The 23755-nt window shown below is 51.9% G+C and carries 24 protein-coding genes and 5 tRNA genes; 15 read left to right on the top strand and 14 right to left on the bottom strand.

The genetic code is table 11. The features are described 5' to 3' along the window. Positions 1 to 23 precede the first annotated feature (23 nt). Both SK32_RS00905 and SK32_RS26640 read right to left on the bottom strand, forming a co-directional pair. A complete protein-coding gene (locus SK32_RS00905; RefSeq protein WP_048210998.1) occupies positions 24 to 1262 on the bottom strand; it encodes an Nramp family divalent metal transporter in 1239 nt (412 codons plus the stop codon). Then, on the bottom strand, positions 1259 to 1333 hold the full coding sequence (locus SK32_RS26640; protein ID WP_418219455.1) for a hypothetical protein: 75 nt from the start codon (positions 1331 to 1333) through the stop codon (positions 1259 to 1261). The genes SK32_RS00905 and SK32_RS26640 overlap by 4 nt, the downstream gene beginning before the upstream one ends. Positions 1334 to 1606: 273 nt before the next feature. On the opposite strand from SK32_RS26640, the gene nupC reads away from it, so the two are divergent. Next, positions 1607 to 2809 (top strand): nucleoside permease NupC, encoded by a 1203-nt coding sequence (gene nupC, locus SK32_RS00900; RefSeq protein WP_048210997.1) that lies wholly within the window; start codon positions 1607 to 1609, stop codon positions 2807 to 2809. A 147-nt stretch (positions 2810 to 2956) separates the two neighbouring features. On the opposite strand, the gene SK32_RS00895 is transcribed toward nupC, so the two are convergent. Both SK32_RS00895 and SK32_RS00890 read right to left on the bottom strand, forming a co-directional pair. Next, positions 2957 to 3032, bottom strand: a tRNA-Ala gene (locus SK32_RS00895). A 38-nt stretch (positions 3033 to 3070) separates the two neighbouring features. Further along, positions 3071 to 3146: transfer RNA gene (locus SK32_RS00890), tRNA-Ala, on the bottom strand. Between the two features lie 221 nt (positions 3147 to 3367). Between SK32_RS00890 and SK32_RS00885 the strand changes: the two genes are divergently transcribed. Continuing rightward, positions 3368 to 3730 carry a YfeC-like transcriptional regulator gene (locus SK32_RS00885; RefSeq protein WP_003028277.1) on the top strand — a complete coding sequence of 121 codons (363 nt, stop codon included), beginning with the start codon at positions 3368 to 3370 and terminating at the stop codon, positions 3728 to 3730. Position 3731: 1 nt separating this feature from the next. Next, a complete protein-coding gene (locus SK32_RS00880; protein WP_005130008.1) occupies positions 3732 to 4124 on the top strand; it encodes a MerR family transcriptional regulator in 393 nt (130 codons plus the stop codon). Positions 4125 to 4180: 56 nt separating this feature from the next. Here the strand turns inward: SK32_RS00880 and gltX are convergent, their stop codons facing one another. Then, complete coding sequence (gene gltX, locus SK32_RS00875) at positions 4181 to 5596, bottom strand: glutamate--tRNA ligase (RefSeq protein WP_048210996.1); 1416 nt, start codon at positions 5594 to 5596, stop codon at positions 4181 to 4183. Positions 5597 to 5854: 258 nt separating this feature from the next. On the opposite strand from gltX, the gene SK32_RS00870 reads away from it, so the two are divergent. The 3 genes from SK32_RS00870 to SK32_RS00860 all read left to right on the top strand — a co-directional run bounded on the left by SK32_RS00870 (position 5855) and on the right by SK32_RS00860 (position 6132). Continuing rightward, positions 5855 to 5930, top strand: a tRNA-Val gene (locus tag SK32_RS00870). Positions 5931 to 5976: 46 nt separating this feature from the next. Continuing rightward, a tRNA-Val gene (locus SK32_RS00865) sits at positions 5977 to 6052 on the top strand. 4 nt (positions 6053 to 6056) lie between these two features. After that, positions 6057 to 6132 (top strand) — tRNA-Lys (locus SK32_RS00860). A 138-nt stretch (positions 6133 to 6270) separates the two neighbouring features. Here the strand turns inward: SK32_RS00860 and SK32_RS00855 are convergent. From SK32_RS00855 to xapA, 3 genes are all read right to left on the bottom strand, one after another. Then, entirely contained in the window at positions 6271 to 7155 is an 885-nt protein-coding gene (locus SK32_RS00855; RefSeq protein WP_048210995.1) for a LysR family transcriptional regulator, read from the bottom strand. Positions 7156 to 7253: 98 nt separating this feature from the next. Beyond that, positions 7254 to 8510 carry a nucleoside permease gene (locus tag SK32_RS00850; protein WP_048210994.1) on the bottom strand — a complete coding sequence of 419 codons (1257 nt, stop codon included), beginning with the start codon at positions 8508 to 8510 and terminating at the stop codon, positions 7254 to 7256. A gap of 57 nt (positions 8511 to 8567) precedes the next feature. After that, positions 8568 to 9401 carry a xanthosine phosphorylase gene (gene xapA / locus SK32_RS00845; RefSeq protein ID WP_048210993.1) on the bottom strand — a complete coding sequence of 278 codons (834 nt, stop codon included), beginning with the start codon at positions 9399 to 9401 and terminating at the stop codon, positions 8568 to 8570. A 291-nt stretch (positions 9402 to 9692) separates the two neighbouring features. Here xapA and SK32_RS00840 point away from each other — a divergent pair, with 291 nt between their 5' ends. Continuing rightward, complete coding sequence (locus tag SK32_RS00840) at positions 9693 to 10031, top strand: FlxA-like family protein (RefSeq protein WP_048210992.1); 339 nt, start codon at positions 9693 to 9695, stop codon at positions 10029 to 10031. On the opposite strand, the gene SK32_RS00835 is transcribed toward SK32_RS00840, so the two are convergent. After that, on the bottom strand, positions 10022 to 10948 hold the full coding sequence (locus tag SK32_RS00835; protein ID WP_048210991.1) for a LysR family transcriptional regulator: 927 nt from the start codon (positions 10946 to 10948) through the stop codon (positions 10022 to 10024). The two genes, SK32_RS00840 and SK32_RS00835, sit on opposite strands and share 10 nt — an antisense overlap. 89 nt (positions 10949 to 11037) lie before the next feature. On the opposite strand from SK32_RS00835, the gene SK32_RS00830 reads away from it, so the two are divergent. Then, positions 11038 to 12039: a bile acid:sodium symporter family protein gene (locus tag SK32_RS00830; RefSeq protein ID WP_048210990.1), complete on the top strand. Its 1002-nt coding sequence runs from the start codon at positions 11038 to 11040 to the stop codon at positions 12037 to 12039. On the opposite strand, the gene SK32_RS00825 is transcribed toward SK32_RS00830, so the two are convergent. From SK32_RS00825 to zipA, 3 genes are all read right to left on the bottom strand, one after another. Then, the gene (locus SK32_RS00825; RefSeq protein ID WP_048210989.1) at positions 12036 to 12254 is read right to left on the bottom strand and encodes a DUF3820 family protein; all 219 of its coding nucleotides are present in this window, start codon (positions 12252 to 12254) and stop codon (positions 12036 to 12038) included. The two genes, SK32_RS00830 and SK32_RS00825, sit on opposite strands and share 4 nt — an antisense overlap. 1 nt (position 12255) lies before the next feature. After that, complete coding sequence (ligA, locus tag SK32_RS00820; RefSeq protein ID WP_048210988.1) at positions 12256 to 14271, bottom strand: NAD-dependent DNA ligase LigA; 2016 nt, start codon at positions 14269 to 14271, stop codon at positions 12256 to 12258. Positions 14272 to 14342: 71 nt separating this feature from the next. Beyond that, positions 14343 to 15347 carry a cell division protein ZipA gene (gene zipA / locus SK32_RS00815; protein WP_048210987.1) on the bottom strand — a complete coding sequence of 335 codons (1005 nt, stop codon included), beginning with the start codon at positions 15345 to 15347 and terminating at the stop codon, positions 14343 to 14345. A 230-nt stretch (positions 15348 to 15577) separates the two neighbouring features. Here zipA and cysZ point away from each other — a divergent pair, with 230 nt between their 5' ends. The 5 genes from cysZ (at position 15578) to crr (ending at position 20438) form a co-directional block, all read left to right on the top strand. Beyond that, the gene (gene cysZ, locus SK32_RS00810) at positions 15578 to 16339 is read left to right on the top strand and encodes a sulfate transporter CysZ (protein ID WP_086523404.1); all 762 of its coding nucleotides are present in this window, start codon (positions 15578 to 15580) and stop codon (positions 16337 to 16339) included. Between the two features lie 163 nt (positions 16340 to 16502). Next, a complete protein-coding gene (cysK, locus tag SK32_RS00805) occupies positions 16503 to 17474 on the top strand; it encodes a cysteine synthase A (protein WP_003038091.1) in 972 nt (323 codons plus the stop codon). 383 nt (positions 17475 to 17857) lie between these two features. Continuing rightward, positions 17858 to 18115, top strand: coding sequence for a phosphocarrier protein Hpr (ptsH, locus tag SK32_RS00800; protein ID WP_002913505.1), 258 nt, complete (start codon positions 17858 to 17860; stop codon positions 18113 to 18115). Positions 18116 to 18160: 45 nt separating this feature from the next. Beyond that, the gene (ptsI, locus tag SK32_RS00795) at positions 18161 to 19888 is read left to right on the top strand and encodes a phosphoenolpyruvate-protein phosphotransferase PtsI (RefSeq protein WP_048210985.1); all 1728 of its coding nucleotides are present in this window, start codon (positions 18161 to 18163) and stop codon (positions 19886 to 19888) included. 40 nt (positions 19889 to 19928) lie between these two features. Beyond that, positions 19929 to 20438, top strand: a complete 510-nt coding sequence (crr, locus tag SK32_RS00790; RefSeq protein WP_000522253.1) for a PTS glucose transporter subunit IIA — start codon at positions 19929 to 19931, stop codon at positions 20436 to 20438. Between the two features lie 61 nt (positions 20439 to 20499). Here crr and SK32_RS00785 read toward each other — a convergent pair whose 3' ends face one another. Together SK32_RS00785 and pdxK are read right to left on the bottom strand one after the other, a co-directional pair. Further along, entirely contained in the window at positions 20500 to 20739 is a 240-nt protein-coding gene (locus SK32_RS00785; protein ID WP_048210984.1) for a hypothetical protein, read from the bottom strand. Then, entirely contained in the window at positions 20736 to 21602 is an 867-nt protein-coding gene (gene pdxK / locus SK32_RS00780) for a pyridoxine/pyridoxal/pyridoxamine kinase (RefSeq protein WP_048210983.1), read from the bottom strand. Before pdxK ends, SK32_RS00785 begins: the two co-directional genes overlap by 4 nt. Positions 21603 to 21684: 82 nt before the next feature. Here pdxK and ptsJ point away from each other — a divergent pair, with 82 nt between their 5' ends. Beyond that, positions 21685 to 22977, top strand: coding sequence for a MocR-like B6 salvage transcription factor PtsJ (gene ptsJ, locus SK32_RS00775; protein WP_048210982.1), 1293 nt, complete (start codon positions 21685 to 21687; stop codon positions 22975 to 22977). A gap of 13 nt (positions 22978 to 22990) precedes the next feature. Beyond that, a complete protein-coding gene (locus SK32_RS00770; RefSeq protein WP_048210981.1) occupies positions 22991 to 23707 on the top strand; it encodes a type 1 glutamine amidotransferase in 717 nt (238 codons plus the stop codon). Positions 23708 to 23755: the final 48 nt, after the last annotated feature.

Below are 23755 nucleotides of genomic sequence, written 5' to 3'. Positions count from 1 at the left end.
AACCACTGCGGATGAAAGCCCTGCTACAATCCGAGCACGGTCCCGACCAGCAACCAGATATTCAGTGCCACGACCAGCACCACAATCACCCAGCCAACCTGTTTTACCCAACGGCTATTAACTAAATCCCCCATCAGTTGGCTGTTGCTGGTAAAAATCAGTAGCGGTACCAGCGCCAGAGCGATACCAAAACTGAGTAATACCTGACTCATCACCAGTATCCGGGTGGGATCAAGCCCCATTAAAATCACAATAAATGACGGCATCATGGTGACGCTACGGCGCACCCAGAGCGGGATATGAAAGCGGATAAACCCTTGCATAACCACCTGCCCCGCCAGCGTGCCAACCACGGTAGAGGAAAGCCCTGCCGCCACCAGACTTAAACCAAACACGGTTGCCGCAGCATGACTTAACAGCGGTTCAAGCGTCAGATAGGCCTGGTCCAGGTCTGCGATACCAGTATGCCCGCTAAAGTGAAACGCGGCTGCTGCAGTCGCCATCATCGCCAGATTGACAAATCCGGCAATCGTCATGGCGATAGCCACATCCCATTTCGTCGCTGCGTAACGCTGCTGGCGCGTACCACCGTGCAAATGCTGGGTTAAGGAGGAGTGCAGATAAATGACGTGCGGCATGATGGTGGCGCCAAGCACACCGGCCGCCAGGAACACCGCTTCAGAATTAGGCAGGCTCGGTATAACCATCCCTTTGCTCAGCTGCGCAAGGTTCGGTTGAGAAAAGATCAGCTCGACAATGTATGCCGCTGCCACGAACAACAACAAACCACCGATCACTTTTTCCAAGGGTTTCTGCCCGCGACGCTGCAGCATCAGAATTAAAAATGTCGCAATACCCGTGAGCACAGCCCCCTGCAGCAGCGAAACGCCAAGGATGAGTTTAAAGCCAATCGCAGCGCCAATAAATTCTGCAAGATCGGTCGCCATCGCAATAATTTCGGCCTGTACCCAGTAAAACCAAACCACTGGACGAGGATAATGATCACGGATCTGTTCCGCCAGATTTTTGCCGGTGGCAATGCCAAGCTTGGCCGATAGCACCTGAATCAGCATCGCCATCAGGTTTGCCCAGACCACAACCCACAACAGTTTGTAGCCAAAGCTAGCCCCTGCCTGGATATTGGTAGCAAAGTTACCTGGATCGATATAGCCGATCGCCGCGATGAACGCAGGTCCCATTAATGCGAGCTTCAACTTGCGCGCTGCCCGCCCACTGCTACTCTCAACGCGATCGTTAGTCATTTTAGTGCCTCAGAAACATAGCCTTTGCTATGTTTCAAGCTACGCCTATTGAGAATGATTATCAAATTCATTTTAATGGGTGAAGTTGATTTCTCTGATAGCGTTTGTCTATGGAACGGTAAGAAATTTAGAAATGCCGGTAAGATGTTTGATTATTGTTATGAGATTAGCACAGTGACATAACTTTTCACTTCCATACTAAACATAACAGAAGTGTATCATCGATCACTAATTTTGAATCTCGTCACAGGTCCTTATTATAGTGTGTGTTTGATCTCGTTTTCTTTACTGTTGTTACATAGAATGTGCACGAAAACTAAATCTGCCTCAAATTTGGAGCAAATATGGACCGCGTTCTTCACTTTGTCCTGGCCCTTGCCGTGGTTGCGGTACTCGCACTGCTGGTAAGCAGTGACCGTAAAAAAATCCGCATTCGTTATGTTATTCAATTGCTTGTTATCGAAGTGTTACTGGCATGGTTCTTCCTGAACTCTGATGTCGGCCTGGGCTTTGTAAGAGGCTTCTCCGAGATGTTTGAGAAACTGCTCGGATTCGCTAATGAAGGGACTAACTTTGTCTTCGGCAGCATGAACGATAAAGGCCTGGCATTCTTCTTCCTGAAAGTGCTGTGCCCTATCGTCTTTATCTCCGCCCTGATCGGTATTTTGCAGCATATCCGTGTTCTGCCGGTAATCATCCGCGCGATTGGTTTCCTGTTATCCAAAGTGAACGGTATGGGCAAGCTGGAATCCTTCAACGCCGTCAGCTCCCTGATCCTGGGTCAATCCGAGAACTTTATCGCCTATAAAGATATCCTCGGTAAAATGTCTCGCAACCGCATGTACACCATGGCAGCAACGGCGATGTCTACCGTTTCCATGTCTATCGTCGGCGCGTACATGACCATGCTGGAACCAAAATACGTTGTTGCTGCGCTGGTTCTGAACATGTTCAGCACCTTTATCGTTCTGTCACTGATCAACCCTTATACCGTTGATGCCAGCGAAGAAAATATTCAGATGTCCAATCTGCACGAAGGTCAGAGCTTCTTCGAGATGTTGGGCGAATACATTCTGGCAGGCTTCAAAGTTGCGATTATCGTTGCAGCAATGCTGATTGGTTTCATCGCGCTGATCGCTGCCCTGAACGCCCTGTTCGCTACCGTGACCGGTTGGTTTGGCTACAGCATCTCCTTCCAGGGCATCCTGGGTTACATCTTCTACCCGATTGCGTGGGTGATGGGTGTGCCGTCCAGCGAAGCACTGCAGGTGGGCAGTATCATGGCAACCAAACTGGTTTCCAACGAATTCGTCGCAATGATGGACCTACAGAAAATCGCCTCTACGCTCTCTCCGCGCGCTGAAGGCATTATCTCTGTGTTCCTGGTTTCCTTCGCGAACTTCTCTTCTATCGGTATCATTGCAGGCGCAATTAAAGGCCTGAACGAAGAGCAAGGTAACGTGGTTTCCCGCTTTGGTCTGAAACTGGTATACGGTTCTACGCTGGTCAGCGTACTGTCTGCTTCCATTGCAGCACTGGTGCTGTAAGACGACATCAATACAGCCGTTACCAAACCGGGGAGATTCTCCCCGGTTTTTTTATGTCTGTTATCCAGCAATATAAGCAAATAAACGAGAAACGCAGGCAGGAATCAAATGCAAAAAACCCCCGCTTTTCAGCGAGGGTTTCAATTTTGGTGGAGCTAAGCGGGATCGAACCGCTGACCTCTTGCATGCCATGCAAGCGCTCTCCCAGCTGAGCTATAGCCCCACGATGCGTTTACGTACCAAATTCATTGGGATTAAATTTGGTGGAGCTAAGCGGGATCGAACCGCTGACCTCTTGCATGCCATGCAAGCGCTCTCCCAGCTGAGCTATAGCCCCGTCACGTAAAGCTTGTCGAGTTGACGGGCGGCATCATATGAATTCCCTTCGCGTGTGTCAACGGCAAAATTAACTCATAGAATTCAATCGCTGAAAAAGCAGGCAAATGGAGAACATTGCGCAACAACTCGCATTCAGTAGTTAAACGCGTCACGGTTTCTACTAAAATGGTGCTATAAAATGAGCCACTAATTAACCCCACGACCATTCAGGGAATCGTTATGTTCAAGGAACGGATGACGCCAGAAGAACTTGCTAATCTGACCGGATACAGCCGACAGACCATCAATAAATGGGTGCGCAAGGAAGGTTGGGCTACCTCACCCAAACCCGGTGTTCAGGGCGGTAAAGCCCGTCTGGTTCATGTTACCGAACAAGTTCGTGAATACATTCGCAGCGCTGAGCGTTCAGCGGAAGGCTTATCAGATAATTTATCTTTATCCGGTGACACCTCCATCGAAGCTCTACTGATAAGACTCGCCAAAGAAATGACGCCATCAGAACAGAAAATGTTTACGTCGCTGATCCTGCGTGAAGGCATTACGGGTTTGTTACAACGCTTAGGGATTCGCGACAACAAATAATATGAAAAAATTACGCAGTAAAATGACCACCGAAGAGCTGGCTGAATGTCTCGGTGTCGCCAAACAAACCGTCAATCGTTGGATCAGAGAGCAAAACTGGACAACCGAAAAGTTTCCCGGTGTTAAAGGTGGTCGCGCAAGGCTTATTCATATTGATGCCGGCGTCCGAGAGTTTCTTCTCAATATTCCAGCTTTTCGCAAGGTACCGGAATTTTATCAGGCAGAAGAACCGCTTGCCGAGTATACACACGTGGTTCGCAGTCACGCCTGCCGTCAGATAATCAGCGCACTGGATAACATGTCGCCAACGGAACAGGAAAAGCTGGCGATGTATATTTCGCGCGAAGGTATTCGCACTTTCCTGACCCGTCTGGGCATTGATGAGTCTGAATAACAGGCAAAAAAAACGGCAGGATGCGCCCCTGCCGTTTTTTTATCGATCACTCTGTCTTATTGCTGACTTTCACGCTCAGCAATAAACGCCAGCGCCTTGTTAATACGTTCAATGCTGCGAGATTTACCAATCGCATGCACCGTAACGTCTAACGCCGGAGACTGACCCGCACCGGTTACGGCTACGCGCAGCGGCATCCCGACTTTACCCATGCCCACTTCCAGCTCATCAGCGGTTGCCTGAATCGCGTGGTGCACGTTTTCCGCGGTCCATTCACTGATAGCAGCCAGTTTGTCGCGAACCACTTCCAGTGGCTGACGCGCAACCGGACGCAGGTGTTTCTTCGCCGCATCGGCATCGAACTCAGCAAAGTCTTCATAGAAATAGCGGCAGCTCTGCGCCATCTCTTTCAGTGTCTTGCAGCGTTCACCCAGCAGTTTTACCAGCTCAGACAACTGCGGGCCGACGCGCGTATCGATATTTTCCTGCTCAATGTGCCACTGCAGATGCGTCGCCACATATTCTGGCGCCAGTGCATTAATGTAGTGGTGGTTCAGCCACTGCAGTTTTTCAGTGTTAAATGCGCTCGCAGACTTGCTCACCGCACCAAGAGAGAACAGCTTGATCATTTCTTCACGGGTGAAGATCTCCTGATCGCCGCTGGACCAACCCAGACGTACCAGATAGTTCAGCAACGCTTCCGGCAGGTAGCCGTCGTCGCGATACTGCATCACGCTGACCGCACCGTGACGTTTAGAGAGTTTTTTGCCGTCGTCGCCGTTGATCATCGACACATGCGCGTAAACCGGCACCGGCGCGTTCAGCGCTTTCAGGATGTTGATCTGACGCGGGGTGTTGTTGATATGGTCTTCACCACGAATGACGTGGGTGATTTCCATATCCCAGTCATCAACAACGACGCAGAAGTTATAGGTCGGGGAACCATCTGTACGGCGGATAATCAGGTCGTCCAGCTCCTGGTTGCTGAATTCGATCGGCCCACGGATCTGATCATCAAAAATAACGGACCCGTCCTGCGGGTTAGCAAAACGCACCACGCAAGGTTCATCAGCAGCGTGATGTTCGTGACCGTGACGGCAGCGACCGTCGTAACGTGGTTTTTCACCTTTTGCCATCTGTTCTTCACGCAGCTGTTCCAGACGCTCTTTGGAGCAGTAGCATTTATATGCCGTCCCCGCTTCCAGCATCTCATCGATGACAGCATTGTAACGGTCAAAACGTTTAGTCTGGAAATACGGGCCTTCATCCCACTCCAGATTCAGCCAGTTCATGCCATCCATAATGGCTTCAATAGCTTCCGGCGTGGAGCGTTCGAGATCGGTGTCTTCAATACGCAGCACAAACTCACCGCCATGGTTACGTGCAAAAAGCCAGGAATAAAGAGCAGTACGCGCACCGCCGACGTGCAGGTAACCTGTCGGGCTTGGCGCGAAGCGAGTTTTGATTTTCATGAAATGGCCTTACGTTTATAAAGATGCCGACAACCGGCAAATCCAGGGAAGATTATCAGGCTGGTATTCTATCACTGTGGTCTGATTCCTCAATGTTCATCGGGTTGGAACATCACGCTTTGCCATTTTCGTATACAAATCATGCGACATGGATTGTTTTGCGATCGTTTTGTTTAAATTTACGACGAACGAACAATTTCTTTAGAAAATGCGTTGACTCATTTTCAACTCTCCCTATAATGCGACTCCACACAGCGGGGGTGATTAGCTCAGCTGGGAGAGCACCTCCCTTACAAGGAGGGGGTCGGCGGTTCGAACCCGTCATCACCCACCAACTACTTTACGTAGTCTCCGCCGTGTAGAACAAGAAATTGAGAAGTGGGTGATTAGCTCAGCTGGGAGAGCACCTCCCTTACAAGGAGGGGGTCGGCGGTTCGATCCCGTCATCACCCACCACTTCGGGTCGTTAGCTCAGTTGGTAGAGCAGTTGACTTTTAATCAATTGGTCGCAGGTTCGAATCCTGCACGACCCACCAATGTAAAAAAGCGCCCTAAAGGCGCTTTTTTGCTATCTGCGATTTATACAATTGCCTGATGCGCTACGCTTATCAGGCCTACTGACAATACTCCCCTCGTAGGCCGGATAAGACGTTAGTCGCCATCCGGCACAGACATCATACCGTCAAAGCCGCCACCAGTTTTTCCAGCGCTGGCGTGGCCTGCTGCTGTTCATAGACAATATACAAATCCGCCGGAATACGTTCTTCTAACGGCCGGAATACCACGCCAGGCCAGCTCATCTGGGCATAGCTATCGGCAATCAGCGTAATCCCAATCCCCATGCTAATCATCGCCAGCACCGTTTGCGGCTCCCTCACCTCACGAATAATCATCGGTGAAAATCCGGCGCTCAGGCAAACGCGCTGTAAAAATGCCCAGTCGGTATGAATGGAGGGCATCGTGACAAAATATTCATTTCTCAACGCTTCCAGCGGTACGGATCCACAGGCGGTAAGAGCATGTTCTTCCGGCATGGCCACCAAAAATGAGGATTCATGTAAGCGCAGGCTGGTAAATCCGGGAGAAGGTTCAGTAGCCATGCGCCAAATTCCCGCATCCAGTTCACGTCTTTCCAGCATCGTCATCTGCATGGCAGGCATGTTCTCGCGAAACTGCACCTCAACGTTGGGATTTTCCTTCAGAAAACGCCGCATCACCGGACGCATTTTTCCCCACATTGCGGTACCAATGACGCCAAGCTCAATTCGCCCTGCCTCACCGCGACCAATCTGTTCCACTCGTGCCAGCGCCTGATTAGCACTGGATAACAGTCTGCGCGATTCTTCCATCAAAATTTTTCCGGCGTGGGTTAACGCCACGCTGCGGGAATGACGGATAAATAGCAACGTGCCGAGCTGCTGTTCCAGCTCTTTGATATGCGTACTGAGCGGCGGTTGCGACATATTCAGGCGAGCAGCAGCGCGTCCAAAATGCAGTTCTTCTGCGACGGCAAGAAAATAACGCAGTAGCTTCAGATCGATGCGGTGCGTGCGTTCCATGGATAATGCGCTCCTGAGTGAAGAATAATGCGCAAAGTTACCACATTGCATCGCAGAAAATGAAACGGCGGGTATCAGAACCCGCCGCTAAAGGAGCATTAATGTGCCGGTGATTTCTGCGCCAGTCGTTCAGGCTCATGCTTATATTTAAAGAACAATGCAAAGATAACCGCCAGGACCAGCGCGTAAGCGGCAAACACCAGCCAGATAGTTTGCCAATCCTTGACGCCATCGACAGAAAAGTAGTCCACTGCCATCCCGCTCAGGATTGAACCCACCCATGCGCCAATGCCATTTACCATCGTCATAAACAGCCCCTGGGCGCTGGCGCGAATGCTTGAGTCAACTTCCTGCTCGACAAATACCGACCCGGAGATGTTGAAGAAATCAAACGCGCAGCCGTAAACGATCATCGACATAAGCAGCAACACAAAGCCAAACGGGGACGGATCGCCAAAGGCAAAGAAGCCAAAGCGCAGCGTCCACGCCAGCATGCTCATCAGCATCACCGTTTTGATGCCAAAACGTTTGAGGAAGAACGGGATAGTGAGGATAAAGCCCACTTCCGCCATCTGAGAAACCGACAGCAAAATGGAGGGATATTTCACCACAAAGCTGTTGGCAAACTCAGGGTTACGGGCGAAATCATGCAGGAACGGATTACCAAAGACGTTGGTAATTTGCAGCACCGCCCCCAGCATCATGGCAAACAAAAAGAAAATTGCCATGCGCGGATTTTTAAACAAAACAAACGCATCCAGCCCCAGCTTACTGGCCAGCGTGGCGGATTCTTTTTTCTCCGCAACCGGTATTTTCGGCAACGTCAGCGCATACAGAGCCAGCAGCAGCGATGCGCCTGAAGCGATATACAGCTGCGCGCTGCTCAGCTCCAGCCCCATTAAGCTGACCGTCCACATCGCCACAATAAAGCCAATCGTGCCAAATACACGAATTGGCGGGAACGCGGTGACCGGATCCTGACCCGATTGTGCAAGGCATGAATATGAAACGCTGTTCGATAACGCAATCGTCGGCATATACGCCATCGCGTTAACCAACATCACCCAGAACATGGTCTGTGGATCGGTAACGGTTGTGGCGTACAGCAACACGCCAGCACACACCAGGTGACACAGCATATAAGCGCGCTCGGCACGCAGCCACTTATCGGCGATGATCCCCATAATGCCCGGCATAATAATCGCTGCCAGCCCTTTCGAGCTGTAGACCATACCCACATTCGCGCCGGTAAAATCCAGGGTGTTAATCATGTAAGAACCCAGGGTAACCAGCCAGCTACCCCAGATAAAATATTGCAAAAACGACATGAGCTTTAAGCGAAATGCGATACCCATTTTTCCGTTCCTTGCCAAAAAAGTAAGACCCCGCAAGCGGGGTCATGTTTTAATTATTCAGGCCAGTTTGCGCAAAAAGCCGCAGATCAGATTGATAAAATTCTGCTGCGAGAGTTCCGCTGCCGCCAGCGTCTGCGCGTGAGATAACTTCACATCCCCCAAACCTTCCGCCAGGTTGGTGATGGCAGCCACCGCAACCACTTTCAGACCGCAGTGGCGCGCAGAGATAACCTCAGGCACCACCGACATCCCCACCACATCGCCACCAATGATTTGCATCATGCGGATTTCTGCCGCGGTTTCAAAGTTTGGCCCCGGATAAGAGACAAATACGCCTTCGCTCAGCGGGAAACCTTCTTCTGCGGCAACGGTTTGCAGGATTGCACGATAGTCAGCATCATAGGCATTCGCCAGCGAAAAGAATCGCTCGCCAAAACGCTCATCGTTAAGTCCCACCATCGGTGTACCCGGCATCGTATTGATGTGATCGCTAAGCGCAACCAGACTACCCGGCCCAACTTCAGGGCGGAGGGAGCCTGCGGCATTGGTACAAAATAACAGTTCACAGCCCAGCAGCTTCAGTGTGCGAATGGCATCGGTCATCACCGTCATGCCGCGACCTTCATAAAAATGCCCACGCCCTTTCATACAGGCCACTGGAATACCGGCCAGATTTCCCAGCACCAGCTCACCGGCATGACCATGTACGGTACTGACAGGGAATCCCGGCAATTTCTCGTAAGAGATGGCCACTGCATCCTCGATTTGATCCGCCAACGCGCCGAGGCCTGAGCCAAGAATAAAGGCTACGCGCGGCGTGAAATCGGGTTTGCAACTACGAATGATGTCGGCGCTGTACCAGGGATTTTGCGAGAAAAGAGAGTGACTCATGAGATGTCCTTAATACTGAGTAGTCGAAAATAATGTCGCGTACCGCACTGTTATAGCGAGACTACGCAATCGATTACCAATACCGTTTATCCCGACAACCGATAGTAAATCGGTATGGATGAGTCGCACTAAACCAGCCTGAAATCACATTTTTTTCGGGCCAGAAATGGCACAGAAATAGAGATACATGCAGATTTGGGATTTTTATTATTAAACTCTGCTCGGCCGTATTGTCGCTGAAGTTCTGTTCACTAATGCCGATACTCATGTTTTATGGCGTGAGGAATCCGTATGACAACTATCAACGTTTCCACCCCAACTGTTCAAAGCAGTAGCGGCGGAAAAGCACCAGCCGGGAATGATATCTCCGCACAGATTGCGCAAATCACCCAAAAGATAACCAAGCTAACCCAGCAGCTCAAAGATATCCCCAACAGCAGTGGCACTATTGAGCAGAAACGCGAGCAGCAGGAACTTATTCAGACCCAAATCAAGATGTTACAAGCCCAGTTGGATCAATTGTTGCGTCGGCAGGCCGAGGAGTCGCAGCAAAAGCAAAGCGCCGATCAGAGAAAAGCTGAAGGCATCAACACGGCTTCCGACCAACATCAGGTCGATATTTATATCTGATACAACGGATCGCGGGCACGACCGGCGGTTAATTCACTGGCCTGCATTCGCACCACGTCCCACAATGCCTGAGCGGCGGTTGAGAGAGAGCGATTTTTGCGCCGCGCCAACATCAGTTGTCGTTCCACAACCGGCGTCAGGCGCTTAACCTGCAAGTGGCTACCCTGCGGTAAGGGGAGCGCCAGTGCGGGCAGCACGCTGATGCCAATCCCCGCCTCCACCATTGGGAACAGCGTTGCCGGGTGTCCAATCTCCTGAACAATATTGGCATCAATGGAAAAATGGGCCAACGCCGCATCGATCAGCGGTCGGCTGCCGGAAGCGTAATCCTGTAACACCAGACGTTCGTGGTACAAATCCTGCCAGTTTACCCACTCACGTTGGGCTAACGGATGATCATGGCGACACAGCAGCAGGAACGGTTCGGACAGTACGGCTTCACACTGCAGATCGGTCACGGCGCCCGGGTCAATCACAATGCCAAAATCCACTTCCCCCTGACGAATACTCTCCAGTACCCACTGCTGTGGCCGGTCATGCAGGACAAAATCGATTGCCGGATAAAGCTGGTTGCTCTGCGCAATACACTGCGGAATGAGATGCGCGGAAATCGTCTGGCTGGCAGCAACCCGCACCGTACCGGTTAACTGCGTACCCACCTGCCCGGCTTCACGCAGCGTACTGTGCAGTTCATCCAGAATGCGTTCCAGCCGTGCCGCCAACTGGTGTCCGGCTTCCGTCAGCACCACCTCGCGCGTTGTACGATCCAGTAGCCGGACACCCGTCTGCCCTTCCAGCTCTTTTACACTATGACTAACCGCCGACTGGCTTAAGCCGATGATATCCCCCGCCCGGCTAAAACTTTTGGCCTGAGCGACGGTGACAAAGATACGTAATTGACGCAAAGAATAATTCATCGATTCGATTCATATATGGATGCAATAAATCAATTTTATTTCTCAAACGGAAAAACGCAAAATGTTGCTACCGAATTTCAGGAGTCTTTATGAAACTTTTTCGTATTCTTGATCCGTTCACGATAACGCTGATTACCGTTGTTTTATTGGCCTCATTTTTCCCTGCAGAGGGCGGCTTTGTTCCTTTCTTTGAAGGCCTAACCACCGCCGCCATTGCCCTACTCTTTTTTATGCACGGCGCAAAGCTCTCGCGTGAAGCCATTATTGCCGGCGGTAGCCACTGGCGTTTGCATCTGTGGGTCATGTGCAGCACCTTTGTGGTCTTCCCCGTGCTGGGTGTCCTGTTTGCCTGGTGGGCACCGGTCAACGTTGATCCGATGCTCTACACGGGTTTCCTGTACCTGTGTATTTTGCCTGCCACGGTGCAGTCGGCAATTGCCTTTACGTCACTGGCGGGCGGTAACGTTGCCGCCGCCGTGTGCTCCGCCTCGGCCTCCAGCCTGTTGGGTATTTTCCTCTCTCCGCTGTTGGTCGGACTGGTGATGAATATGCATGGTGCAGAGGGCAGCCTGGAGCAGGTAGGGAAAATCATGCTGCAACTGCTGCTGCCATTCGTACTTGGGCATCTTTTACGTCCATGGATTGGCGACTGGGTGTCGCGCCATAAAAAATGGATCGCCAAAACGGACCAGTCATCCATTCTGCTGGTGGTTTACTCCGCTTTCAGTGAAGCGGTCGTGAATGGCATCTGGCACAAAGTTGGCGTCGGTTCACTGCTGTTTATTGTGATTGTCAGCCTTGTATTACTGGCCATCGTGATTGGTATCAACGTCTTTGTCGCACGCAAATGTGGCTTCAACAAAGCCGATGAAATTACCATTGTCTTCTGTGGGTCGAAAAAGAGTCTGGCGAACGGGATCCCCATGGCCAATATTCTGTTCCCGACTTCGGTGATTGGTATGATGGTGCTGCCGTTGATGATCTTCCATCAAATCCAACTGATGGTATGCGCCGTGTTGGCGCGTCGGTATAAGCGCCAGACGGACGCATTACAGGCGGCGCAGCAGAATAGCCGCGCCGCGAAGGCTTAAAGCGGACGTTTCAGGGGCTGAACCAGTTGAGTCAGCCCCTCAGTTTTAATCAGCAGCGTGATTTGCATCAGCTCACCCAGTTTGCCCGGCGGAAATTCATCCTTACGGGCAAACCACAGCAGATACTCTTCCGGAACGTCAATCAGCCGACGCCCTTTATATTTGCCAAAGGGCATCACGGTATTGGCGATCTCTATCAGTTGCTCTTTTTCCATCTCAGGCACCCAGCAAGCGGATCATTTCAGCTTCGTCGATAACGGCAATGCCCAACTCCTGCGCTTTTGCCAGTTTAGAGCCCGCCGCTTCCCCCGCAATCACCAGATCGGTTTTCTTCGACACGCTCCCCGCCACTTTTGCGCCCAGCTCGGTCAAACGCGCTTTGGCGTCATCGCGTGACATCAGGCTCAGGCTACCGGTCAGCACAATCGTTTTACCGGCAAACGGGCTGTCGATTTCTTCAGCGTTGATAACCACCGGCGCTGGCCAGTGGATCCCCTGCGCCAGAAGTTGCACGATCACCTCGCGGTTACTCTCTTCGGCAAAGAAGTTAAACACGTGAGTGGCCACCACAATGCCGACATCCGGTACTTTTTGCAGCTCTTCAATAGAGGCCGCCTCCAGCGCATCCAGCGTACCGAAATGCGCCGCCAGGCCAGCCGCCGTGGCTTCACCGACTTCGCGAATGCCCAGCGCATACAGGAAACGGGCAAAGGTGGTTTCTTTCGCTTTTTCCAGCGCATTCACTACGTTTTGCGCCGACTTCGGCCCCATACGATCGAGGCCAGTCAGCTTACCGGCGGTCAGCGTGAACAGATCCGCTGGCGTGTGCACGTACTCTTTCTCGACCAGTTGATCGATAATTTTGTCGCCCATACCGTCAACATCCAGCGCACGGCGGGAAACGAAGTGTTTGAGTGACTCTTTACGTTGCGCACCACAGATTAAACCGCCAGTGCAGCGAGTAACGGCTTCGCCTTCCACACGCTCAACGTCAGAGTTGCATACCGGACAGTGGGTGGGAAACTCGATTTCGCGCGTATCTTCCGGGCGTTCGGAGAGTACGACGTTCACCACCTGCGGGATGACATCGCCCGCACGGCGAATAACAACTTTGTCGCCAATACGCAAACCCAGCCGCTCGATTTCGTCAGCGTTATGCAGCGTTGCGTTACTCACCAGCACACCAGCCACCTGCACTGGCTCGAGGCGGGCGACAGGCGTAATCGCGCCGGTACGACCGACCTGAAACTCAACGTCGCGAACAAAAGTCATCTGTTCCTGCGCCGGGAACTTAAAGGCTACCGCCCAGCGCGGTGCGCGGGCAACAAAGCCCAGTTGCTCCTGCAGCGCCATGGAGTTGACTTTGACAACCACGCCGTCAATATCGAATCCAAGCGTTGGCCGGTCTTCTTCAACCTTATGATAGTAAGCGAGTACTTCCTCCGGAGAGTCGCACAACGTTACCCTGTTGCTGACCGGGAGGCCCCACGCTTTAAACTGCAGCAGGCGACCCAGATGGGTATCGTGCAGTTCGCCGCCTTCCAGCACGCCGACGCCATAGCAGAAGAAAGTAAGCGGTCGCTTCGCTGTAATACGTGGATCGAGCTGGCGTAATGACCCAGCCGCCGCATTACGCGGGTTAGCAAACACTTTGTTGCCAGTACGGCGGGCCTCTTCGTTGATTTTTTCAAACCCGGCCTGCGGCAGGAACACCTCGCCGCGCACTTCCAGACGCGTCGGAATGTTATCGCCACGCAGTTTTAACGGGATCGCGCGGATGGTGCGCACGTTCGAGGTAATGTCCTCGCCAGTCGTACCATCACCACGCGTTGCCGCGCTGACCAGCACACCGTTTTCATACAGGATACTGACCGCCAGGCCGTCCAGCTTAAGCTCGCAGCACCAGGTCAGTTTATCCGTGCTCTTCAGTCTGTCCTGAACGCGCTTATTGAAAGCGAGAAAACTCTCCTCATCAAACACGTTATCCAGCGACAGCATCGGCACTTCATGACGGATCTGGCTGAATGCCGCCAGTGGTGCGGCACCTACGCGTTGGGTGGGTGAATCGGGCGTGACAAGTTCAGGATGCTGCGCTTCCAGTTCACGCAGTTCGCGCAGCAGACGATCGTATTCCGCATCAGGAATTTCCGGCGCATCCATCACATGGTAGAGATACTCATGATGGCGAAGCGTGGTTCGCAGTTCTGTCAGTTGTTGTTCGATTGATTCCATATCGCACCATCAATGATAAAAAACCCCCGACAGGCGGGGGTTCAGAAAGGAGAGGTCACGCCAGAGGAAAATCAGGCGTGAGATTCTTTAACTTCGCGGATGCGGTCCTGATACTCGCGCAGTTTCTGCGGCGTCATCATGCGACGTTGATCGTCGAGCACCACACCGCCCACTTCATCGGCAATGTGCTGTGCGGACTGCAGCATCAGCTTGAAGTTTTGCAGCTCGTCACCATAGGACGGAACCTGCATAAAGATAGTGACGCCCGGCGTGCTGAAATCGCCGGTCATCTCAGGGTCAAACGTCCCTGGGTTAACCATATTGGCAAGACTGAACAGCGACGGGCCACTACCATCCGGGCTGAGATGACGATGGAAAATATTCATATCGCCAAATTTAAAACCAGCCTGCTGAATGCTGTTGAGCAACACTTCACCGTTGAGCTCGCTGCCGTGATGCGCCGCAACGTTCATAATGATGACCGCTTCTTTACGCTGCGGTTTTTCAGCAACGGGCGCTTCTTCAACAACCGGTTCAGGCTTCGGTTGCTGTTCAACAACAGGCTCTGCTGGCTGGAAGGTCTGTGGCGCAGGTTGTGGCGCGGGCTGCTGAACCTGCGGCGCAACGGGCTGATGTTGCATCGGCTGCTGCGCAGGTTGCTGCTGAACAGGCTGATGTTGCACCGGCTGCTGCGGTTGTACGGGCTGCGGCGGCTGCTGAACATGCGGCGGCGGTACAGGCGCTTGTGCAGGCTGCTGCGCGTGTTGACGCGGCTGAGCAGACGCATAAGGCGGCTGGTACTGGTGTTGCGGCGACTGAGGAGGAACACCATGTTCCTGAGCGCTGCCGGGAGCATGATTCACACGATGCACGCGGACTTCGCCCACGCCTTCGTCTTCCTCGACGTTGTCGTCGTAGGAATCCTCGTCATCACGTTTAGACTTCATGCGTTTCAGTGGGCGATCGCGGAATATAGAAGACCGTTCTTTACGGCTAGTCCAGAAACCATGTACCAGTAAAGCGATTATGGCGATCGCGCCAACAATGATTAATATCAGACGCAAATCCTGCATCATTATATTCTCTGTTGTTCTAACACCTTGCCACCACGGCAAACATTTACTCACTAAGAGTATTTGCCGATTACGCCAAGTGCAAGTGCACTCTTGGCTTTCACGGCATAAAGATGAATAAAAACGTGCTTTTTGCTGTTTTTTCGAACATTTCTGAACAGCCTAACGCTCAACAACCCGGTAAGATACGCAAAGTTTACCAGAGCTCATATAACAAGGAGTATGTCCTGACCATGGTTTCATCATCTGCAGTTGTACCTCGCAGCGGTTTTTATTACTTTTCTCAGGGATGGAAACTCATCACTCAACCGGGAATTCGTCGCTTTGTTATCCTGCCTTTACTGGTGAATATTCTGCTAATGGGCGGCGCATTCTGGTGGCTGTTTACGCAACTGGACAGTTGGATCCCTGCGCTGATGAGCCACGTCCCGAACTGGCTACAGTGGCTTAGCTATTTGCTATGGCCGATTGTCACGATCTCCGTGCTACTGGTGTTTGGCTACCTGTTCTCTACCATCGCCAACTGGATTGCCGCACCGTTTAACGGCTTGTTGGCAGAACAACTCGAAGCCCGCCTGACAGGTGCAACACCGCCTGACACTGGCGTTCTTGGCATCATGAAAGATGTGCCCCGTATTATGAAGCGCGAATGGCAAAAGCTGGCGTGGTATCTCCCGCGCGCCTTTGTGTTACTGCTCCTCTATTTTATCCCCGGCGTGGGGCAGACCGTTGCCCCGGTACTGTGGTTCCTGTTCAGTGCGTGGATGCTGGCTATTCAATATTGTGATTATCCGTTCGACAACCACAAAGTGCCCTTTAAAGAGATGCGTATCGCCCTGCGCACACGCAAAGTCACCAACATGCAGTTCGGTGCGCTAACCAGTCTGTTTACGATGATCCCGGTGCTCAATCTGTTCATCATGCCGGTTGCGGTTTGTGGTGCCACGGCGATGTGGGTAGACTGCTATCGTGCTAAACACGCGTTATGGAAGTAATGCAAAAATGTGTAAAACAGGGGGGGCTTATGCCGTCCCTTATTCCATACTGACGTCGAATATTTCCTTTCTGAATATAGATATGCTAAATCCTTACTTCCCCATACTTTCTCAACAGGTATGCTGAAGCGGTATCCCAATTTCATACAGTTAAGGACAGGCCATGAGTAAGATTTTTGAAGACAACTCGCTGACTATCGGTCATACGCCGCTGGTTCGACTGAACCGTATCGGTAACGGACGCATTCTGGCGAAGGTGGAGTCACGTAACCCGAGCTTCAGCGTCAAATGCCGTATCGGTGCCAATATGATTTGGGATGCCGAAAAACGTGGTGTACTGAAGCCGGGCGTTGAGTTGGTCGAACCAACCAGCGGCAACACCGGGATCGCACTGGCCTACGTTGCTGCCGCCCGTGGTTACAAACTCACCCTGACGATGCCAGAAACCATGAGCATTGAGCGTCGCAAATTGCTGAAGGCATTGGGTGCAAACCTGGTGCTGACCGAAGGCGCGAAAGGCATGAAGGGCGCGATTCAAAAGGCAGAAGAGATTGTTGCCAGCGACCCAGAAAAATTCCTGCTGCTTCAGCAATTCAGCAACCCGGCTAACCCGGAAATCCACGAGAAAACTACCGGCCCGGAAATCTGGGAAGATACCGATGGTCAGGTTGATGTGTTTATCTCTGGCGTAGGTACCGGCGGTACGCTGACCGGGGTGACTCGCTACATTAAAGGGACCAAGGGCAAAACGGACCTCATCACCGTTGCCGTTGAGCCGACAGACTCTCCGGTTATCGCCCAGGCGCTGGCGGGTGAAGAACTTAAACCAGGTCCACATAAAATTCAGGGCATCGGTGCAGGCTTCATTCCAGGCAACCTTGATCTGAAACTTATCGATAAAGTCGTCGCCATCACCAATGATGAAGCAATCTCTACTGCGCGTCGCCTGATGGAAGAAGAAGGTATTCTGGCAGGTATCTCTTCAGGTGCTGCCGTTGCTGCCGCGCTTAAGCTGCAGGAAGATGAAACCTTTACCAATAAGAATATAGTGGTTATTCTACCGTCATCGGGTGAGCGTTATCTGAGCACAGCACTGTTTGCCGATCTCTTCACTGAGAAAGAACTGCAACAGTAATGCCAGCATGTTAAAAACGCGTAAAAAAGCACCCTTTTGGGTGCTTTTTTGTGGCCTGCTTCAAAGTTTCAACCCACCTGGCATTGATTCAGCCCGCCGGAACTGGTATTTAACCAAACTAATTATTTTGATGCGCGAAATTAATCGTTACAGGAAAAGCGCTAGCTGAATCGATTTTATGATTTGGTTCAACTCTTCCTTTCGCGGCATAATGTTTAATGACGAACGAAACGTCAGCGGCAAGAAGTTGCCAGCAACGGATTGCACCGAACTCCTTTTGTGTCGCGTCCTGTTTACGTCGACGCTAACAATACAGGCTAAAGTTGAACCGCCAGGCTAGACTTTAGTTCCACAACACTAAACCTATAAGTTGGGGAAATATAATGTTCCAGCAAGAAGTTACCATTACCGCTCCGAACGGTCTGCATACTCGCCCTGCTGCTCAATTTGTTAAAGAAGCAAAAGGCTTTACGTCTGAAATCACTGTGACTTCCAACGGCAAAAGCGCTAGCGCAAAAAGCCTGTTTAAGCTGCAGACTCTGGGCCTGACTCAGGGCACCGTTGTTACCCTTTCCGCAGAAGGCGAAGACGAGCAGAAAGCAGTTGAGCATCTGGTTAAACTGATGGCTGAACTCGAGTAAGTTCAACGAGTTCTTTTAAATATCAGTCACAAGTAAGGTAGGGTTATGATTTCAGGCATTTTAGCATCCCCGGGTATCGCTTTCGGCAAGGCACTGCTGCTGAAAGAAGACGAAATCGTCATTGACCGGAAAAAAATTTCTGCCGACAAGGTTGATCAGGAAGTTGAACGTTTTCTGAGCGGTCGTGCCAAGGCATCTGCGCAACTGGAAGCGATCAAAACCAAAGCTGGTGAAACATTCGGTGAAGAAAAAGAAGCCATCTTTGAAGGGCATATTATGCTGCTCGAAGATGAGGAGCTGGAGCAGGAAATCATAGCCCTGATTAAAGATAAGCACATGACGGCTGACGCCGCTGCGCATGAGATTATCGAAGGTCAGGCCACAGCCCTGGAAGAGCTGGATGATGAATACCTGAAAGAACGTGCGGCTGACGTACGTGACATCGGTAAACGCCTGCTGCGTAACATCCTGGGTCTGGCAATTATCGACCTGAGCGCTATCCAGGAGGAAGTTATCCTGGTTGCCGCTGACTTGACCCCGTCAGAAACTGCACAGCTGAACCTCGAGAAGGTGCTGGGTTTCATCACTGACGCAGGTGGACGTACCTCTCATACCTCAATCATGGCGCGTTCTCTGGAACTGCCGGCCATCGTCGGTACTGGTGGCGTCACCTCTCAGGTGAAAAACGACGACTATCTGATTCTGGATGCCGTAAACAATCAGGTTTACGTCAACCCAACTAACGAAGTTATCGAACAACTGCGTGCCGTTCAGGAGCAGGTTGCTACCGAGAAAGCGGAACTCGCTAAGCTGAAAGATCTGCCGGCTATCACGCTGGACGGACATCAGGTTGAAGTGTGTGCCAACATTGGTACCGTTCGTGACGTTGAAGGCGCTGAGCGTAATGGCGCTGAAGGCGTGGGTCTGTATCGTACCGAATTCCTGTTCATGGACCGTGAATCGCTGCCAACTGAAGAAGAACAGTTTGCTGCGTATAAAGCCGTTGCTGAAGCGTGTGGCTCTCAGGCGGTTATCGTCCGTACCATGGACATTGGCGGCGATAAAGAACTGCCGTACATGAATTTCCCGAAAGAAGAGAACCCGTTCCTGGGCTGGCGTGCCGTACGTATCGCGATGGATCGTAAAGAGATCCTGCGTGACCAGGTTCGCGCTATTCTGCGTGCCTCTGCTTTCGGCAAACTGCGCATCATGTTCCCGATGATTATCTCTGTTGAAGAAGTGCGCGCACTGCGCAAAGAGATCGAAATCTACAAACAGGAACTGCGCGACGAAGGTAAAGCATTTGACGAAAGCATTGAGATTGGCGTGATGGTGGAAACACCGGCTGCGGCAACCATTGCGCGTCATTTAGCCAAAGAAGTTGATTTCTTTAGTATCGGTACCAATGATTTAACGCAGTACACCCTGGCAGTTGACCGTGGTAATGATATGATTTCACACCTTTACCAACCGATGTCGCCATCTGTTCTGACGCTGATCAAGCAAGTTATTGATGCTTCTCATGCTGAAGGCAAATGGACCGGCATGTGTGGTGAGCTTGCAGGCGACGAACGTGCTACACTTCTGTTGCTGGGGATGGGTCTGGACGAATTCTCTATGAGCGCCATTTCTATCCCGCGCATTAAGAAGATTATCCGTAACACGAACTTCGAAGATGCGAAGGTGTTAGCAGAGCAGGCTCTTGCTCAACCGACAACGGACGAGTTAATGACGCTGGTTAACAAGTTCATTGAAGAAAAAACAATCTGCTAATCCACGAGATGCGGCCCAATTTACTGCTTAGGAGAAGATCATGGGTTTGTTCGATAAACTGAAATCTCTGGTTTCTGATGATAAGAAAGACACCGGAACTATTGAGATTGTTGCTCCGCTCTCTGGCGAGATCGTCAACATCGAAGACGTGCCGGATGTAGTTTTTGCTGAAAAAATCGTTGGTGATGGTATTGCTATCAAACCAACCGGTAACAAAATGGTTGCTCCTGTAGATGGCACCATCGGCAAAATCTTTGAAACCAACCATGCGTTCTCTATCGAATCTGATAGCGGCATTGAGCTGTTTGTTCACTTCGGTATTGATACCGTTGAACTGAAAGGCGAAGGTTTCAAGCGTATCGCTGAAGAAGGTCAGCGCGTGAAAGTGGGCGACCCGGTTATTGAATTCGATCTGCCGCTGCTGGAAGAAAAAGCCAAGTCTACCCTGACTCCGGTTGTTATCTCCAACATGGACGAAATCAAAGAACTGATCAAACTGTCCGGTAGCGTGACCGTGGGTGAAACCCCGGTTATCCGCATCAAGAAGTAATTCTTGCCGCAGAGAAAAATGGCGCCGATTGGCGCCATTTTTTTATACACTTCATCCGCCATTAAATGTGCGCGGTCATCGGTCGATAATACGCTTCGCGCATCAGGATTTTCATGCCCTCCGGCCCGCTTTCCAGCATCCGTCGTTCCGAATCCGCCACCAACAACTCACAGTCGTAACCACCCGCAATGCCAAACATGGCCCGCGCCACGCAGATATCTTCCAGCGCTTCTGTCCCGCTGGTGTCAAAATGTCCAACCATACGCCCATTCTGGCGAACCACCAGCCGGTAACTCTTCATCGCGACTCCCCTGCCGGTGGCAGAATTAATTCATCACAACCGCACTGGTGCGTCCACGTCATCACGTCCAGCACCCGCTGTGCAGCATCGTGCGTCGCGGTCGTCAGCGCTTTGCCCATCACAAGGCCGCTCACCAGCTCGGCACAGAACAGATCGCCAGTCCCCTTCAGATCCGTTTTCACTCGCGGATGAGCCAACACCTCAACCGTTTCAGCTGTCACAACGGCAACCTGAATGACCTCCTCGGTTTCTCCCGGTGCGCTGGTGATCACCACCCATTTCAGCGTATCAGTGAGCAGCGATTTGGCTGCCGATATCGCTTCATCCAGCGTGCGACACGGTTTACCGCTCAATATCTGCAGCTCAAACACGTTTGGCGTCAGTCCCTGTGCCAGCGGTAACAGATGTTTGCGATACGCCTGCGGTATTTCAGCCTTTACGTACATGCCGCTGTCCGTATCGCCAATCACCGGATCGACCAGAATACACAGATCCGGGTGGGTAGCCCGAACGGTCTCCAGCCACTGTGCCAACAGAGCGATTTGTTCCGCACTGCCCATATACCCCGTGGTCACCGCTTTTAGCTCACGTAACGCATCGCGCTCATTTAAGGCGCGAAGATAGCCGCTAAACCAGTCGGCCGGGATAACACCACCATAAAAGGTCTCATAATGCGGTGTATTACTGAACAGCACCGTTGGGATCGCGGTGACGCGTAATCCCTGCGCTTTGATGGCTGGGACGGCGATACTGTTGCCTACGCTGCCATACACCACCTGTGACTGGACGGCGACGATATCGGTTTGTAACGCCCGATGCTTGTCGTCGAAGAGCACTGACTGAATATCACTCCCCTGCTCCATAAATCTCTCCTCTCGCTGGACAGCGGGCTAACGCCTCACTATTATCGTCATATGCTAAAATTCATTTTGTCATAGGTCAATAATGATCGACGGAAAAACCGCTAACGAAATTTTTGACAGTATTCGTCAACATGTCGCTACAGGCACGTTGGCAGCAGGAGAAACGTTGCCACCGGTGCGTGAACTGGCAACAGCATTGAACGTTAACCGTAATACTGTCGCGGCGGCTTATAAACGCCTTGTCACCTCCGGACTGGCGCAGAGCCTCGGACGTAATGGCACGGTGATCAAAGAAATTTCTGCCCCCGTTGCGCTGGAAGGTGGAAACCCGGATACCCCGCTTACCGACCTTTCCGGCGGTAACCCTGCGCCAACTTGTCTCCCCGATCTCAGCCGTTATTTCGCGCAAATAAATAAGAATCCACGTCTGTATGGCGATGCCGTCGTATCGCCTGAGCTTAAAACCTGGGCCACACGCTGGATGCAGGATGCCCTCCCTGCCGTGGGGGAAATTGATATCACCAGCGGTGCTATTGATGCCATTGAACGGCTACTGTGCGCCCATTTATTGCCGGGCGATAGCGTCGCGGTAGAAGATCCCTGCTTTTTAAGTAGCATCAATATGTTGCGTTATGCGGGATTCTCAGCGAGCCCGGTCACCGTAGACAACGAAGGCATGCAACCCGACATGCTGGAGGCTGCGTTACAAAGAGGTGCGCGGGCGGTGATCCTGACGCCGCGGGCTCACAACCCAACGGGATGCAGCCTGAGCGCCTCACGCGCGGCGCAATTGCAGGAAATTCTGGCCCGCTATCCGCAGACGCTGGTGATCGTCGACGACCACTTTGCGCTGCTATCTGCTTGCCACTGGTATCCGGTGATTGCGAAGGAAACCACGCACTGGGCGGTTGTCCGCTCGATGTCAAAAACGTTAGGACCAGATTTACGCCTGGCCATTGTGGCCAGCGATCCGGTCACTTCAGCAAAACTGCGGTTACGACTCAACTCCGGTAGCCAGTGGGTCAGCCATCTGCTTCAGGATTTAGCCTGCGCCTGCCTGAGCGACGAAGAGTATCAACATAAGCTGGTGCAGACTCAGCAGTTTTACGCAACACAGCAGCAAAAACTGACCACCGCTCTCAGAGGATATGGCATTGATCTGCCCGTCGCTGATGGTCTGAATCTGTGGCTGCCTCTGGCGCACCACAGTCAATCACTTGCTTTTGCCCTGGCAAAATCCGGTTGGCTGGTACGCGAAGGCGAGGTATTTGGTGTGAATACACCATCGCACGGTCTGCGCATTACGCTGTCGACCTTAAACGACAACGATATTCATAAGCTGGCGGCTGATATTCATCAGGCGCAAAAGCGCTAACAGGAGAGAAAAAGTGCGAGTTCATTTTGTTATTCATGAGTCTTTTGAATCTGCTGGCGCGTATCTGCCGTGGGCCGAATCACGTGGCTATACCATCAGCTGGTCACGGGTTTACGCCGGAGAATCGGTTCCCGCCAATGCCGATGGCTTCGATATGCTGGTCGTCTTTGGCGGTCCGCAGTCTCCACGCACCACGCTGGCGGAGTGCCCGTATTTTGACTCTCAGGCCGAACAGCACCTGATCAACCAGGCGATTGCGGCACGCAAAATTGTGGTGGGGATCTGCTTAGGTTCACAGCTCATTGGCGAAGCGCTGGGCGCGAAAGTATGTCAAAGCCCGGAAAAAGAGATTGGTCATTTTCCCATTACACTGACTGAAGCAGGTAAAGCGCACCCGCTGATCGCCCACTTTGGATCGCCGCTGATGGTCGGTCACTGGCACAACGATATGCCAGGATTAACCGACCAGGCGACAATTCTTGCCACAAGCGTTGGCTGCCCACGACAAATCGTACAATACGGTAATTTTGTCTATGGCTTTCAGTGCCATATGGAGTTTACCGCCGAAGCGGTCGAAGGATTAATTCAGCACTCTGAGCAGGAGTTAGCCGAAGCCAAAGGGAAGCGTTTCATCCGTTCTGTTGAAGAGATGCGCGCATGGGATTATCAGCAGATGAATGAGAAGCTGTGGCAGTTCCTGGATAAGCTGGTGGAAAAACGTAACGATTGATTATGGCAGGCCGGATAAGACGCTTTACGTCGTCATCCGGCGATCGTG

Source organism: Citrobacter sp. MGH100 (assembly GCF_001034465.1).
In the GTDB taxonomy this organism is placed as follows: Bacteria; Pseudomonadota; Gammaproteobacteria; order Enterobacterales; family Enterobacteriaceae; genus Citrobacter; species Citrobacter youngae.
Note: the sequence above shows the minus strand (reverse complement) of the source record. Positions and strands in the feature narration are given on the sequence as shown.